16 protein-coding genes are annotated in these 15,313 nt (G+C 34.5%); 15 read left to right on the plus strand and 1 reads right to left on the minus strand.

The genetic code is table 11. The features are described from left to right. The 15 genes from ABXQ82_RS05655 (at window position 1) to ABXQ82_RS05725 (ending at window position 12,967) form a co-directional block, all read left to right on the plus strand. A complete protein-coding gene (locus ABXQ82_RS05655) occupies window positions 1–768 on the plus strand; it encodes an MbnP family protein (RefSeq protein ID WP_367056163.1) in 768 nt (255 codons plus the stop codon). 2 nt (window positions 769–770) lie between these two features. Then, entirely contained in the window at window positions 771–1,838 is a 1,068-nt protein-coding gene (locus ABXQ82_RS05660) for a cytochrome c peroxidase (protein ID WP_367056166.1), read from the plus strand. A 152-nt stretch (window positions 1,839–1,990) separates the two neighbouring features. Then, on the plus strand, window positions 1,991–2,227 hold the full coding sequence (locus ABXQ82_RS05665) for a hypothetical protein (RefSeq protein ID WP_367056169.1): 237 nt from the start codon (window positions 1,991–1,993) through the stop codon (window positions 2,225–2,227). A gap of 723 nt (window positions 2,228–2,950) precedes the next feature. Further along, window positions 2,951–3,280 (plus strand): iron-sulfur cluster assembly accessory protein, encoded by a 330-nt coding sequence (locus ABXQ82_RS05670; protein ID WP_367056172.1) that lies wholly within the window; start codon window positions 2,951–2,953, stop codon window positions 3,278–3,280. Between the two features lie 52 nt (window positions 3,281–3,332). Further along, window positions 3,333–4,781, plus strand: coding sequence for a Fe-S cluster assembly protein SufB (gene sufB / locus ABXQ82_RS05675; protein ID WP_367056174.1), 1,449 nt, complete (start codon window positions 3,333–3,335; stop codon window positions 4,779–4,781). A 60-nt stretch (window positions 4,782–4,841) separates the two neighbouring features. Beyond that, a complete protein-coding gene (locus ABXQ82_RS05680; protein ID WP_367056177.1) occupies window positions 4,842–5,261 on the plus strand; it encodes a hypothetical protein in 420 nt (139 codons plus the stop codon). A 1-nt stretch (window position 5,262) separates the two neighbouring features. Then, entirely contained in the window at window positions 5,263–6,015 is a 753-nt protein-coding gene (gene sufC / locus ABXQ82_RS05685; protein WP_367056180.1) for a Fe-S cluster assembly ATPase SufC, read from the plus strand. 134 nt (window positions 6,016–6,149) lie between these two features. Then, complete coding sequence (gene sufD / locus ABXQ82_RS05690; RefSeq protein WP_367056183.1) at window positions 6,150–7,463, plus strand: Fe-S cluster assembly protein SufD; 1,314 nt, start codon at window positions 6,150–6,152, stop codon at window positions 7,461–7,463. Between the two features lie 141 nt (window positions 7,464–7,604). Then, a complete protein-coding gene (locus tag ABXQ82_RS05695; protein WP_367056186.1) occupies window positions 7,605–8,819 on the plus strand; it encodes a cysteine desulfurase in 1,215 nt (404 codons plus the stop codon). Between the two features lie 46 nt (window positions 8,820–8,865). Further along, window positions 8,866–9,654, plus strand: a complete 789-nt coding sequence (locus tag ABXQ82_RS05700) for an META domain-containing protein (RefSeq protein WP_367056189.1) — start codon at window positions 8,866–8,868, stop codon at window positions 9,652–9,654. A 130-nt stretch (window positions 9,655–9,784) separates the two neighbouring features. Next, window positions 9,785–10,207 (plus strand): SufE family protein, encoded by a 423-nt coding sequence (locus ABXQ82_RS05705; RefSeq protein WP_367056192.1) that lies wholly within the window; start codon window positions 9,785–9,787, stop codon window positions 10,205–10,207. A 92-nt stretch (window positions 10,208–10,299) separates the two neighbouring features. Beyond that, window positions 10,300–10,623, plus strand: coding sequence for an SUF system Fe-S cluster assembly protein (locus tag ABXQ82_RS05710; RefSeq protein WP_298494419.1), 324 nt, complete (start codon window positions 10,300–10,302; stop codon window positions 10,621–10,623). Window positions 10,624–10,775: 152 nt separating this feature from the next. Next, window positions 10,776–11,345, plus strand: a complete 570-nt coding sequence (locus ABXQ82_RS05715; protein WP_367056196.1) for a class I SAM-dependent methyltransferase — start codon at window positions 10,776–10,778, stop codon at window positions 11,343–11,345. Between the two features lies 1 nt (window position 11,346). Further along, a complete protein-coding gene (locus ABXQ82_RS05720; RefSeq protein WP_367056199.1) occupies window positions 11,347–11,853 on the plus strand; it encodes a DUF2480 family protein in 507 nt (168 codons plus the stop codon). Window positions 11,854–12,025: 172 nt separating this feature from the next. After that, complete coding sequence (locus ABXQ82_RS05725; protein ID WP_367056202.1) at window positions 12,026–12,967, plus strand: DUF3078 domain-containing protein; 942 nt, start codon at window positions 12,026–12,028, stop codon at window positions 12,965–12,967. Window positions 12,968–13,042: 75 nt separating this feature from the next. Here the strand turns inward: ABXQ82_RS05725 and ABXQ82_RS05730 are convergent, their stop codons facing one another. Further along, window positions 13,043–15,313 (minus strand): transglycosylase domain-containing protein, encoded by a 2,271-nt coding sequence (locus tag ABXQ82_RS05730; RefSeq protein WP_367056205.1) that lies wholly within the window; start codon window positions 15,311–15,313, stop codon window positions 13,043–13,045.

Raw genomic sequence — 15,313 nt, forward strand, 5'->3', positions numbered from 1 at the left:
ATGAAAAAATTTATTCCCATACTACTTTTTGCAATTACAACATTATTTTCGTGTAATGCAGATAAAAATGACACAGAACCCCAAGCCAATATTATTTTCAATTTTAGCCATTCTTGGGACGGAACTCCAGTTACAAATACCGATTTTAACCAAATTCAATACACCAACGAAAATGGAGAGGTTTTAAGTATTTCCAAATTGCGTTACATCATTTCTAACATTATCTTTACAAGGTCTAACGGCGAAGATTTGGTTTTTAAGGGCTATAATCTTGTAGATGTTACCAATGAAACCAATCTAGCTTTCCTGTTATTCGGCACACTTCCATTAGAGACTTACAGCAATGTGTCATTCACTTTTGGTTTAAATAATGAAGACAATGCTAAGAATTACCAAGACCTAAATTCAGCATCATGGATTGTTCCGGAAATGCTTGGTGGGGGCTACCACTATATGCAATTAGAAGGTAAATTTGTTGACAATGCATCAGCGGAAACAGGTTACGCATATCATGTAATAAGAGCGGTGGATAATTCTGGTCCTACCCAGGTATTTCAAGACACTTTTTTTGAGGTTGACTTAGGCGAAGTTACAATCACAAATACTGCAACTTTTAATGTTGAAATGAATATTGCCGAATGGTTTAAAAATCCGAACACATGGAATTTGAATGTATTAAATAACATGCTGATGCCCAATTATGATGCTCAAGTGATGATGTTCCAAAACGGACAAAATGTATTTAGTTTAAAATCTGTTACTCAATAGTTTTGAAAATATGGGGTTTACATATTGGATTTTTAATTGTTTTTGTTTGCTATTCCTGTTCAAACGAAAGCGCAACGAGTTATAGCCCTACTCCAAGTCCGCTAGACATACCAACTTTATTTGAGGACAATATACTCGCTCCTGTTATTCCAATTGATAATCCTCAATCGGCTGAGGGCATTGCATTAGGGAAGAAATTATTTTTTGACCCCATTTTATCAGCAAACAACACCCAAGCCTGTGCCGATTGTCATGCGCCTGAAAATGCGTTTACCGATCCTGATCGGTTTAGTGATGGTATTGATGGTAGTTTAGGAACTAGAAATTCTATGCCGCTTTTCAACCTAGCGTGGAATTATGATGAAAAATTCTTTTGGGACGGCAATACGTTTAGCCTAGAACATCAAGCTTTTGTCCCGGTTACAGACCCCATTGAAATGAAAAGCACATGGACGGATGTTGAACAAAAATTACAACAGCATACCGAATATCCTAACCTTTTTGAAAAAGCCTTCGGAACTTCTAATATAGATTCTACTTTAGTTACAAAAGCCATTGCACAATTTGAACGGACGTTGATTTCTTCAAATTCAAAATTCGACAATTATCTTTTGGGCAATATCCAGTTAACGCCAGAGGAACTTAACGGATTCAATGTGTTTATGGATGAAACCAAAGGCGACTGTTTTCATTGCCACGGCAGCGATAAAAATCCTTTATGGACAGACAATATGTTTCATAACAATGGTTTAGACGAAACATTCACAGATTTAGGATTGGGTAAAGTAACAGGCGATCCTGCCGATAATGGTAAATTTAAATCGCCATCGCTTAGAAACCTCGCTTTCACGGCGCCCTACATGCACGATGGTAGGTTTTCAACATTAGAAGATGTGATTAATCATTATAGCGAAGGCTTAAAACCCTCATCCACAATAGATCCTTTAATGAAGAAAGTGGCGCAAGGTGGTGTTGGATTATCAGAAGAAGATAAGGCAGACTTAAAAGCTTTTTTGCTCACACTATCGGACGAAGCCTTCGTAAACAATCCAGAGTTCTCGAATAACTAAATAGAAAGCCTATTTAAAAATAAAACGATTCACAAAAGTCCTTTCCTTAACTACTAAACGTTAAAAAAATACGCTTTTAATCGAAAATAAAAGCATATCACCGATATTTGTTTCTTTTTTAGTGATATTTACAATCCCAATTCTCCTTAATTATGATCTACGAAAAACCTATTGATAGATTCTGTGCTGTTTTTGGGCACAATCTTAGACATATTACTAATATAGACGAAGAAACTTCTGAACTAGTTTGCAAATCTTGTCAAAATCACTTTATTTCAACCAATAGTGGCAATATCTTGAATCTGTCCGTACACAGGGAAACACATACCATATCAGACTATTTAAATCAAAAGAGAATACCAAAACTAAGTAAGGTTATTGGTTTTTAGAGTATATTTTCATCTCATAAATCTTTATGAAACTCATTAAATAAAACGATTCCAATCTTTGTTTTGTCGAAATAAAACGCACTTCATCTATAATTTAAATGATTTTTTAATTATATTGCCACCATCAATATAATCCATGAATGGCTGCTAAAGTATATTCAAATCCCTTTTGCTTAGTGTACGGACATAATTACTTCCGTATAGACAACCCTAAATCTTCAATACTAATCTGCAAAGGGTGTAAACAAACTTTTAAATACAACGGTAATGGGGAGATTGCAAAAATTAATTCATCGAAAAACAAAGTTCCCCTAGCACCTCAAAAAAAACTCAAAAAAATTGGATAACAGCAATCTGGCTTTATCCATCTTACCCTGATAGTAGAGTACTAAAACCAAGTTGTTTCTTCACTTAGAACCTATAACAAAAACCTATCAAACTATATGCTAATATAATGTTAGGTTATTCGATTTTCAGGGACTTATATTGTATATTTGCACTCTATTTAGAAACTGTCTTAATAAAATTATTAATTCAAAACTAAATTTAATGTCTGTTTAAGAATTTGTGATTAGAATTTTTACAGACTATTTTTGATGCAGTATGAGGCAAAATTTTTAAGCATAGCCTAGTTACGGTTTAAAATTTTAACGAAATAATGCGCAAAAAGAGGCGTAAAAAAATAATTGACGAAGTCTTAAACAGACTCATAAAAAAAATAACATGATAAAAGTCTCTGAAACAGCTAAAAAGAAAGTGGTTGAGCTTATGACCGATGATGGTTATAACGCTGCAATCGATTACGTTCGTGTGGGCGTAAAAAGTGGCGGTTGTTCTGGATTATCTTATGATTTAAAGTTTGATAATGAACAACAAGAAGGCGATAAAGTTTTTGAGGATAATGGTGTAAAAATCATTATTGACAAAAAAAGCTTTTTATACTTGATAGGCACCACATTAGAATATTCCGGAGGATTAAACGGAACAGGTTTCGTTTTTAATAATCCTAACGCCAACCGCACTTGTGGTTGTGGCGAATCGTTTTCACTCTAAAAAAAGCCCATCCCAACCTTCCCATAGGGAAGGAGCTTAAAAAACTCAAAATATGTCGAAATATACAGAAGATGATTTACGCGAAGAATTAAAAACCAAGGAATATGAGTATGGTTTTTATACAGATATAGAATCGGACACATTTCCCAATGGTTTAAACGAAGATATTGTTCGCGCTATTTCCGAAAGAAAGGAAGAACCGGAATGGATGACTGCATGGCGTTTGGAAGCCTTTAAAGTTTGGAAGGAAATGATCGAACCGGAATGGGCAAACGTACGTTATAAAAAACCGGATTTTCAAGGTATTTCTTATTATTCTGCGCCAAACAGTAAACCCAAATATGATAGCATAGATGAAGTAGATCCAGAACTATTGGCAACTTTTGAAAAGTTGGGAATTTCTCTGGATGAGCAAAAAAAATTGGCTGGTGTCGCAATGGATGTTGTGGTAGATTCCGTTTCGGTAGCGACCACATTCAAGAAAACTTTAGGCGAAAAAGGCATTATTTTCATGAGTATTTCCGAAGCCATAAAAGAGCATCCAGAACTTGTAAAAAAACATCTAGGCACCGTTGTGCCTCAGAAAGATAATTTTTATGCGGCTTTAAATTCTGCTGTGTTTAGTGATGGAAGTTTCTGTTATATTCCAAAAGGCGTGCGTTGTCCGATGGAATTATCAACATATTTCAGAATCAATCAAGCAGGAACTGGTCAGTTTGAAAGAACTTTGGTCATTGCCGACGAAGGCAGCTATGTAAGTTATCTTGAAGGCTGCACCGCTCCAAGTAGAGATGAAAACCAATTGCACGCAGCAGTTGTGGAGTTGATTGCTTTAGATGATGCAGAAATAAAATACTCCACAGTTCAAAACTGGTATCCAGGAAATGCTGAAGGTAAAGGTGGTGTTTTCAACTTTGTAACCAAACGTGGATTGTGTGAGAAGAATGCAAAAATTTCTTGGACACAGGTTGAAACGGGTTCTGCAGTCACTTGGAAATATCCGTCTTGCGTGTTGAAAGGGGATAATTCGGTAGGTGAATTTTATTCCATTGCTGTTACTAATAATTATCAGCAAGCCGATACGGGAACTAAAATGATTCACTTAGGAAAAAACACGAAATCGACTATTATTTCCAAAGGAATTTCCGCAGGAAAATCACAAAATAGTTACCGTGGTTTGGTGCAGATTAATTCCAGAGCAGAAAACGCTCGTAACTTTTCACAATGTGACAGTTTATTAATGGGTAACGAATGTGGTGCACACACCTTTCCATACATAGAAGCAAAAAATAAAACAGCAAAAATAGAACACGAAGCGACCACTAGTAAAATTGGAGAAGACCAAATTTTCTATTGTAACCAGCGTGGTATAGATACCGAAAAAGCCATTGCATTAATTGTAAACGGTTTTAGTAAAGAGGTATTGAATAAATTGCCGATGGAATTTGCTGTGGAAGCCCAAAAATTATTGGAAATAAGCTTAGAAGGAAGTGTAGGATAAAATATAAGCTCAGACCTGTCAGGTTTCAAAAACCTGACAGGTCTCTGATACTCTATAAAAATGAAAAAAATAGTAGCAATCACATTAATTTTAACAGTATTCATAAGCTGTAAGAACGATCCAAAATCTGATAAAAAAGAAATTAATGCATCGGAAACCGAAGAAAGAACCGAAAAACAAAATGACGGATTAACCCTTTTAAAAGGCGAATTTGTCTATTATGGTGGTGCAGCGGTTTTACAAACCAATTCTGAGATTTATGGAGTTTTAATCACCGATAAATTACAAGAGCTTCAAAAAGAGGCTGAAAAACACAAGACTGAACTTACAGATATGGTTCAGGTTGAAATACGCGGAAAAATAACGAACCAAAAAGACGAAAAAATTCTTTGGGAGAACAAAGTTGAAATTGTTGAAATTTTAGATGTAAAACCAGGTTCAAAAGAAGAAAACAACGTTATAAAATTAGGAAATCAATAGTATGTTAAAAATAAACAATTTACACGCAAGTGTTGAGGATAAGGGTATTTTAAGGGGTGTCAACTTAGAAGTAAAAGCAGGGGAAGTCCATGCTATTATGGGACCAAACGGTTCTGGAAAAAGCACATTGGCCGCCGTTGTTGCTGGAAAGGAAGAATATGAAGTTACCGAAGGTAATATCCTATTTGAAGGAGAAGATATCGAAGAATTGGCAGCAGAAGAACGCGCTCATAAAGGTGTATTTTTATCGTTTCAATATCCTGTAGAAATCCCAGGAGTTTCTGTTACAAACTTCATGAAAACGGCCATTAACGAAACTCGTAAAGCAAAAGGCTTAGAGGACATGCCTGCTAAGGAAATGCTAAAATTAATTCGAGAAAAATCGGAGTTATTGGAAATTGATAGAAAGTTTTTATCTCGTTCTTTAAACGAAGGGTTTTCAGGTGGTGAAAAGAAGCGTAATGAGATTTTTCAAATGGCAATGCTTGAGCCAAAATTAGCAATCCTTGATGAAACCGATTCTGGATTAGATATCGATGCGCTTCGTATTGTTGCAAACGGTGTCAATAAATTAAAAAGCAAGGACAACGCTGTCGTAGTTATTACACATTATCAACGTTTGTTGGAATATATCGTTCCAGATTTTGTTCATGTATTGCATAACGGACGCATTGTAAAGTCTGGTACAGCAGAATTAGCTCACGAGCTTGAAGAAAAAGGATACGACTGGATTAAAGAAGAAGTGAACGCGTAAAAATAGTCGCAGTATTCAGTCGCAGTTTGCAGTTGCTTACTCAAAACTGATTACTCAAGAGTTTAAAAATAGTAAACAGTATCATCTTGGTTTTTTTTACTGAAAACTGAGACTGCGACTGAAAACTGAAAAACATGGATTTAAAAGAAAAATTAGTATCATCATTTTTAGCATTCGAAAATCGCGTCGATATAGACGCGTATGTTCATGATGTGAGATCTGATGCTATAAAAGTATTTGAAGAAAAAGGCTTTCCTTCAAAAAAAGAAGAGGAGTGGAAATATACGTCACTAAACAGCATCTTAAAAGAAGATTATAGTGTTTTTCCAAAGCAAGAAAATGCTTTAGATTATAAAGATGTGAAGCAGTATTTTATTCACGATATAGATACTTATAAAATCATTTTTATAGATGGTAAATATTCATCGCATTTATCTCAAACCACACATGATGGTATTGACGTCTGTTTAATGTCTGCCGCTTTAAACAAACCAAAGTATCAGTTAATTATTGAAAATTATTTCAATAAAGCCGCTACAAAAGATAGTTTACCATCATTAAATACAGCATTTTCAAGCGAAGGTGCTTACATTCATATTCCCAAGAATAAAATTGTACAAAAACCAATTCAGATTTTACATTTCTCAACAGGAAATGAATCGGCTACCATGTTACAACCACGTAATTTAATTGTGGTTGACGAGAATTCGCATGTACAGATTATAGAGCGTCACCAAAGTTTAACAGACAATCCTGTTTTAACAAATAGCGTTACCGAAATTTTCGCTAATAAGCGTGCCATTGTAGATTATTACAAAATCCAAAACGATAACGAAAACGCCTCTTTAATAGACAATACCTTTGTCAAGCAAAAACGAGAAAGTCTGGCGTCAGTTCATACGTTTTCTTTTGGCGGTAAATTAACGCGAAACAATTTAAACTTTTACCAAGGTGGAGAGCGCATCGATTCTACGCTTAAAGGCATCACAATTATTGGCGATAAACAACACGTAGATCACAATACATTGGTGCATCATATAGAACCAAACTGCGAAAGCCATCAAGATTATAAAGGCATTTTTTCCGACAGGTCAACAGGTGTTTTTAACGGTAAGGTTTTGGTTGATAAAGAAGCGCAAAAAACAAATGCATTTCAAGCCAATAACAACATTTTATTGAGCGATAAAGCCTCGATAAACACCAAACCGCAATTAGAAATTTTTGCCGATGATGTGAAGTGTTCTCATGGTTGTACCATTGGCCAACTAGACGAAAGCGCTATGTTTTACATGCGTTCGCGCGGTATTCCAGAAAAAGAAGCCAAAGCCCTTTTAATGTTTGCGTTTAGCAATAACGTCCTAAGTTCTGTTAAAATCCCAGAAGTAAAACAACGTATTACCAAGATTATCGCTAAGAAATTAGGTGTTAATATTGGGTTTGATTTGTAGTATATTTTGTCATTCCCTCGAAGGAGGGAATCTCATGATACTAGTTAAAATATTATTATTTTGAAGCTATTTCCCGCTTTCGGCAGTCGCTCTCTGCGAGGAGCTTCAACAAATGCCTCAATCGGGGCTAACCTATCCGCAATGTTCAACGTAGAAGACATAAGAAAAGACTTCCCGATACTTTCGCGCAAAGTAAATGGCAAACCATTAGTATATTTTGATAATGCTGCGACCTCGCAAACGCCTCAACAGGTTATCGATGCTATTGTAGATTATTACTCAAATTACAATGCAAATATTCATCGTGGGGTACATACGCTGAGTCAAGAAGCCACCGATTTATACGAACAATCACGACATAAAATCCAAACACATTTTAATGCGAAATTTTCGCATGAAATCATTTTTACGTCAGGAACAACGCATGGTATCAACCTTGTTGCAAACGGGTTTTCTTCATTATTAAAAAAAGGCGACGACATTATTGTTTCTGCTTTAGAGCATCATAGTAATATTGTGCCTTGGCAAATGTTGTGCGAACGTACTGGAGCTATTTTAAAAGTAATTCCAATGAATGAAGAAGGCGAATTGATCATCTCTGAATTCGATGAGCTTTTATCAAAAACTACCAAATTGGTTTTTGTAAACCATATTTCAAACGCATTGGGAACTATAAACCCCATTGAATACATTATTGGAAAAGCGCGCGAAGTAGGTGCTGCGGTTTTAATAGATGGCGCACAATCTACGCCTCATGTAAAACCGGATGTTCAGGCTTTGGATGCTGATTTCTATGTGGCTTCCGCTCATAAAATGTGTGGTCCAACAGGTGTCGGTATGCTTTATGGCAAAGAGGAATGGCTCAAAAAACTACCGCCTTATCAAGGTGGTGGCGAAATGATTGCCGAAGTCACTTTCGAGAAAACAACTTACGCAGATTTACCGCATAAATTTGAAGCAGGAACACCAAACATTTGTGGCGGTATAGCCTTTGGAGCTGCTATTGACTACATGAATACTCTTGGTTTTGAAAATATTGCAGCTCACGAAAATGAATTGCTGGAATATGGTACAAAAAAACTATTAGAAATTGATGGCTTAAAAATCTACGGCACTTCAAAACGTAAAACTTCTGTAATTTCTTTTAATTTAAAAGGCATTCATCCTTATGATGTTGGCTCCATTTTAGACAAACTAGGAATTGCAGTAAGAACAGGACACCATTGCGCACAACCCATCATGGATTTCTATAAAATCCCAGGAACTGTTCGCGCTTCGTTTGCATTTTATAATACCAAAGCCGAAATTGATGCTTTGGTTGAAGGTGTGAAAAAAGCAAAAATGATGTTGGCATAAACTTTGGCTTCCTTTTTGTTTGTTCTTTATAAAATCAAATAACATTATGAAATGCATATTAATGCTTTTTAGCATCATTATATTACGAACATGCGGTGCTTCAGAACATTCTGTAGTAACACCATTAAATAACAATACCATTTTGAAAGAACTCAAAGGAACATATCGAATAAACACCTTAAATGGCCAAGATGTTTCGTCTTTCAACCTAAACATGACTTTTAATGATAGCACAAAACAAGTTTCAGGATTTTCAGGTTGCAATCGCTTTTTTGGTTCGTATGTATTAGAAAATAATACTATAACCTTTAGTAATTTAGGTGCGACCAAAATGATGTGCACTAAAGAAAAAAACAACGTTGAAACTAATCTGTTTAAAGCCATGGAAAAATCAGATGTAGTACTATGTTCAGAAAACGGTATATCACTCCTCAATAAAAAGCAGGTATTACTATCAGCTTCAAAAGAACCTGAAGAAAATGTATTAAGTTTTGAATATTCAGCGACTTCAAGAGGTTCATATAAACACATTAAAATTGATAAAGAGCATATCTTCTTTTCAAAAGAAAAAGGCCAAAAATCATTGAAAAAAGAGTGTGATACTGTGCTTTGGAATAACTTATCAAAGGTTTTAAATTTAACAGATATTGAAACCATACCAAATCTAGAAGCTCCAAGTAAAACATTTCAGTTTGATGGTGCAGCTCTAGCCCGATTAAAAATTACTTCAAACGGAAAAACTTATGAATCTCCTCCTTTCGATCATGGAAATCCTCCCAAAGAAATAGCTGCTTTAGTTAAAGAAATCCTATCAATTACTGAAAACATTGAATAGCAACTTTTGATGTTGTATTTTTGTATAAAATAAGACTTGTCAGGTTGAGCGCAGTCGAAACCTTTTTTTATGGACAACATTGAACAACCTTCGACTACGCTTAAGTTAACAGAGCAAAAAATATAAATGCATGAGTATTGAAGAGATTCAAAATGAAATAATAGACGAATTCTCAATGTTTGAAGATTGGGAAGAACGCTACCAATATATGATTGATTTAGGGAAAGATTTACCTTTGATTGACGACCAATACAAAACCGATAGCAACATCATTAAAGGCTGTCAAAGTAAGGTTTGGGTACATGCGGAAATGAAAGACGATAAAATTGAATTTACTGCGGATAGTGATGCCATTATCACAAAAGGTATTATAGCAATTTTGATTCGTACGTTTTCAAATCAGCATCCAAAAGACATTATAAATGCCGACACCGATTTTATTGATAAAATTGGATTAAAGGAGCATTTATCACCAACACGAGCCAATGGTTTGGTAAGTATGGTAAAGCAATTAAAAATGTATGCAATAGCGTACCAAACACAGTTAAATTAAGTTTAAAAGAGGAACGTTTAGAAATTTAACTCACTCAAAAGCTAAAACCTTCTAAACCTCTAAACTTATAAACCTCTAAACCATTTAAAGAAATGAGTGAAGTAATAGATACCGCCGAATTAGGCGAAAAAATAGTAAACGTTCTTAAAACGATTTACGATCCAGAAATACCAGTTGACATTTACGAATTAGGTTTAATCTATGACGTATTTGTAAACGAGGATTACGATGTTAAAATATTAATGACATTAACAACGCCTAACTGTCCAGTTGCAGAAACATTGCCATTGGAAGTTGAGGAAAAAGTAAAATCATTAAACGAAGTAAAAGATGCCGAAGTTGAAATTACTTTTGATCCGCCTTGGACACAGGAGTTAATGAGTGAGGAAGCGAAGTTGGAGTTGGGGATGTTGTAATTTAGTTGGCAGTATTCAGTCTTCAGTTAACAGTCCATACGACTTAACATTAAACAACTTGACAAAATATATTTTGATAGACGAAATGATATATCGCATATGAATTTAGATGAGTAATCTTAAGGTAGTTCGAAAGATTTAATTTGAACCTTATGAATGGAACATATTATAATACTAAAGCATCTGTTAAAGAATATATAAAAGCAGCAGAAGGTTTTAATGGAAGCGACCTGATTGAAAAACTTAAAAAAGTTTTACCTCAAAATTCAACTGTATTAGAAATAGGCTCAGGCCCTGGAACCGATTGGAAACTATTACATAAAACATATAATGTTGTAGGTTCTGACAATTCAAAGGAATTTTTAAACCATTTAAGTTCTGAAAACCCAAATGCAGAGTTTCTTGAATTAAATGCCGTTACTTTAGAAACAGACAAAGTATTTGATGGTATTTACTCCAATAAAGTCATGCATCATTTAAAAGATAATGAGTTAATTAATTCTATTAAACGGCAACATGAAATTTTAAAACCTAGCGGCATAATTTGTCATTCGTTTTGGAAAGGCGAAGGTTCAGAAGTTTTCAAAGGCCTTTTTGTTAATTATCATAATGAAGCCAATCTTGAAAAGTTTTTTGAAACTCATTTTGAAATTCTTTCAATTGAACCATATCCAGAGTTTGAAGATGACGATTCACTTTTAATAATAGGAAAGAAAAAATAAAATGGCAGACGAAATCATAAATCGCGTAGCGAACAGTAAATTAATCACAATTAACCTTGAGGATTATTATCCTAAAGGCAATCGTGTATTGTTTGATATTAAAGATTGGCTCTTTGAAGGTTTTGTGCTTCGTGAAAAAGATTTCAGACAGCAAGTTTCTGAGCATGATTGGAGTCAATATCAAGATAATTATGTTGCGTTAACTTGTAGTACAGATGCCATTATTCCGGGTTGGGCCTATATGCTGTTAAGTATTCAATTAGAGCCTTATGCAGAAAAAGTAATTGTAGGTAGCTTAGATAATTTAGAAACCTCTATTTATCAAGACATTATAAATACCCTTGATATTTCTGAATTTAAAGATAAACCCATCATCATAAAAGGTTGTTCCAATAAACCTGTGCCTCAAAATGCATACATCATGCTTTCCAATAAGCTAAAACCTGTGGCAAAATCTATCATGTATGGAGAGGCGTGTTCTTCTGTACCTCTTTATAAAAAGAAATAATTTTATGTGACTTTCGCTCTTGACTAAGGTCTAACAGATGTATTGCACTAAAATAGTGCTTTAATTCTGTGTAATAAACAGCACATTTTAAGCATTCATTTATTCAGTACAAATCATTTAACGTTTGTTAAAAAATAATATATATTTGCCCACATTTTAAAAACTAATTACAATGAAAAAATTATTATTTTTCGCATTATTATGTCTAAGTGTTGCCTCATTAAGCGCACAAACAAAAGAAGAATTACAAGCACAAAAAGCCGAAAAACAAGCAATTGCAGATGCCGCTAAAGCAGAAGCTGATGCCTTACAAGCAAAAATAGACGCTCTTCCAGGATGGAAAAAAGGTGCTTTTGGTACTATTGGTGGCAGCTTATCCAATTTTAATAACTGGTATGCTCAAGACAAACCGAACAATGCTTCTGGAAATATTGGATTTACTGTGAATGCGTTTGCTAATTTAATACAAGAGAAATTCTTTTGGAGAAACTCTTTAGCTACGAATTTAAGCTGGGTAAAATTGGACGATAAAGATAATAATACAGATGCTGATGATAGTTTTGAACCAACTACTGATGTATTTAATATTTCTTCTCTATACGGTAGAAATATCACTAAAACATTAGCTGCTTCTGGATTAATGGAATACAGAACAACGATTTTAAACAACTTTAATGACCCTGGTTATTTAGATGTTGGTATTGGTGGAACTTGGACGCCAATTGAAAATTTAATTGTAGTAGTGCACCCCTTAAACTACAACTTTGTTTTTGCCGAAAATGATGCGGTATTCGAATCGTCATTAGGTGCTAAAATAGTAGCAGATTATACACGACAAATTGGTGCAATTGCATTTAAAACGAACTTATCTTCTTTTCAAAGTTATAAAAGTAGTGACCTGTCTAATTTTACTTGGACAAACTCATTTAGCTACACACTTTGGAAAATGATTGGTGTTGGTTTTGATTTTGGATTAAGAAGCAACAAACAAGAAGCTTTAAATTATATCCAAACACTTGATGTTGCTCAAGGCGGAAATCCTGCTGAAACTTTTGATAGTGTTGACAACAAATTACAATCGTTTTACACCTTTGGTTTAAGCTATAAATTCTAAACAAATCATTGATATAAAATAATTAGACCTGATAGGATTTAGAATCTTATCAGGTCTTTTTTTATTCAAACTTAATTACCTAAATTTTTTCTTCTTTTTCTTTCTGCTGAAAAGTCTTTTAAAGAATTTATCACGCTTCTCGGGTTCACAATTTAAATCTTCTTTTACTTGATGTGATGTGGTTTCAAATTTAGCTTTTGTAATAACATCAAAGTCTTTTTCGGCATTAAGCTTTTGATAGAACTTTGCGAAAATCGGTAATGCGGAATTTGCGCCTTGTCCCATACCAGTAGTTTTAAAACCTATACTATGGTTATCGTTACCCACCCAAGTAACCGTTACTAATTTTGGAGTCAAGCCCACAAACCACCCGTCTTTATTATCTTGGGTAGTTCCTGTTTTTCCAGCAATGGCATTGTTGAGTTTGTACGTATTTCGCAATCTTGACGCTGTACCTGTATTAACAGTAGATTTCATAATTTCCAACAGCACTTGTCTTGTATAATCGCTAAATGCTTCTTTCTGTGTGTTTTCAGGTTCAAAATTTGCGATTATAGTTCCATGTTTATCTTCTATTTTAGTGATATAATAAGGGTTTACAGGTTTGCCATCATTTAAATAACTAGCATAAGCACCTGTGAGATCTTTCAAATTAATTTCGGCAACGCCGAGCGCTAAAGAAGGTTCGTTGGGAAGTTCTTTAGTGATCCCCAATTTTTCAACTTGCTCTAATACTTTGGGAATCCCAACTTCATTTAAAACCTTTACTGCGATAGTGTTTATCGAGTTGCTCAATGCTTTTTCGAGTGTATAATTTATATACGGATCTTCCTCTTTACTACTAGAATTACTTGGTGTCCAATTATCATAATTGGTGTAAGTGACTTCTGCAAGTGAAAAATAAGCACATGGTTTCATACCATTTTCAATGGCGGCGGTATAAACAAAAGGTTTGAATGTTGAGCCTACTTGTCGTTCACTTTGTGAGATATGATCGTACTTAAAATACCTGTAATCTATGCCGCCAACATATGTTCTAACTGCTCCCGTAGTAGGTTCTATCGCTAACATTCCTGTATTTAAAAACTTCAAATAATGGCGTAAACTATCCTTTGTGCTTATGTTTTTAATGGTATCTCCTTCCCAACTGAAAAGCTCTATCTCTTTTTTAACAGATAGTGAATCTTCAATTTGAGTATCGGTTAAACCTTGGTTTTTATACTTCTTATAAACAGGAAGTTTTTTAATGGCAGCCTGTAAAATCCGATTGTTTTCCAACCATGGCGCATGTGTTCCGTAGGAAGTTTCAAAATCAGTCTGTAACTTTGTAAGATGTTCTTTTGCAGCTGCTTCAGCCAGTTCCTGCATTTTATAATCTAACGTGGTATGGACTATCAAACCGTCTTTATATAAATTATACGGATTTCCTTCGGATGTTTTTATTGAATCCAAAATAGATGCAAGTTGCTTTTTTACTGCTTCCCTAAAATAAGGTGCTAATCCAACATCATGATTAAAAGAACGGTAGTCCAATACTAAATCCTGATTCTTGAAAAATTCCAAAGAATCTTGTGGCAAATACCCATAATTTACCATTTGGTTTAAAACTACGTTACGACGATCCTGACTTCGTTTTAAATGCAGCCTAGGATTAAAATAGTTGTTGGCTTTCAAAGTACCGACTAATGTGGCAGCTTCAGGTTTTGTTAATTCTTCGGCTGGTTTATTGAAAAATTTAAGTGAAGCACTCTCAATACCATACGTATTATCCGAAAACGGCACCGTATTAAAATAGAGCATTAAAATTTCGTTTTTTGAGTAAATTTCTTCGATTCGTTTTGCGATTATAGCTTCCCTAAACTTATTGATAAGCATACTGAATAGCAAATAATCTTTCCTTCCAAATAGGTTTTTTGCCAATTGCAATGTGATGGTGCTTCCGCCTCCTGCCGATTTATCTTGAAGTATCAAATTTTTGACGAATACCCGCAATAAACTCACGTTATCTATGCCATCATGTTCGTAAAATCGTGCGTCTTCCGTGGCGACAAGTGCATCTATTAAATGTTGTGGAAAATGCTCGAAAATGAGTGGTTGTCTATCGTAGATATAATATTTACCAATTAGTTTTCCGTCTTTATCCAAAACTTGGGTAGCTTGCTCTTGCTTAATTGTACTTAACTCTTCGGTTGAAGGGACTTTTCCAAATAGCCCTAAGTAAATGCTAACGTATAAACCAACTAAAAATACTAAAACTGATACTCCAAAAATAAGCGTCCATTTTACCCATTTCTTCTTAAAAACTTTTGAAATCCAAAGGGTGTTAGAAAAATAATCTGTTTTCAT

The organism is Algibacter sp. 2305UL17-15, from assembly GCF_040720935.1.
GTDB lineage: Bacteria > Bacteroidota > Bacteroidia > Flavobacteriales > Flavobacteriaceae > Jejuia.

Coding starts and splice junctions, on each gene's coding strand:
- ABXQ82_RS05655 (WP_367056163.1), top strand. CDS start 1: ATGAAAAAATTTATTCCCATACTACTTTTTGCAATTACAACATTATTT.
- ABXQ82_RS05665 (WP_367056169.1), top strand. CDS start 1,991: ATGATCTACGAAAAACCTATTGATAGATTCTGTGCTGTTTTTGGGCAC.
- ABXQ82_RS05670 (WP_367056172.1), top strand. CDS start 2,951: ATGATAAAAGTCTCTGAAACAGCTAAAAAGAAAGTGGTTGAGCTTATG.
- sufB (WP_367056174.1), top strand. CDS start 3,333: ATGTCGAAATATACAGAAGATGATTTACGCGAAGAATTAAAAACCAAG.
- ABXQ82_RS05680 (WP_367056177.1), top strand. CDS start 4,842: ATGAAAAAAATAGTAGCAATCACATTAATTTTAACAGTATTCATAAGC.
- sufC (WP_367056180.1), top strand. CDS start 5,263: ATGTTAAAAATAAACAATTTACACGCAAGTGTTGAGGATAAGGGTATT.
- sufD (WP_367056183.1), top strand. CDS start 6,150: ATGGATTTAAAAGAAAAATTAGTATCATCATTTTTAGCATTCGAAAAT.
- ABXQ82_RS05695 (WP_367056186.1), top strand. CDS start 7,605: ATGTTCAACGTAGAAGACATAAGAAAAGACTTCCCGATACTTTCGCGC.
- ABXQ82_RS05700 (WP_367056189.1), top strand. CDS start 8,866: ATGAAATGCATATTAATGCTTTTTAGCATCATTATATTACGAACATGC.
- ABXQ82_RS05705 (WP_367056192.1), top strand. CDS start 9,785: ATGAGTATTGAAGAGATTCAAAATGAAATAATAGACGAATTCTCAATG.
- ABXQ82_RS05710 (WP_298494419.1), top strand. CDS start 10,300: ATGAGTGAAGTAATAGATACCGCCGAATTAGGCGAAAAAATAGTAAAC.
- ABXQ82_RS05715 (WP_367056196.1), top strand. CDS start 10,776: ATGAATGGAACATATTATAATACTAAAGCATCTGTTAAAGAATATATA.
- ABXQ82_RS05720 (WP_367056199.1), top strand. CDS start 11,347: ATGGCAGACGAAATCATAAATCGCGTAGCGAACAGTAAATTAATCACA.
- ABXQ82_RS05725 (WP_367056202.1), top strand. CDS start 12,026: ATGAAAAAATTATTATTTTTCGCATTATTATGTCTAAGTGTTGCCTCA.
- ABXQ82_RS05730 (WP_367056205.1), bottom strand. CDS start 15,313: ATGAAAACAGATTATTTTTCTAACACCCTTTGGATTTCAAAAGTTTTT.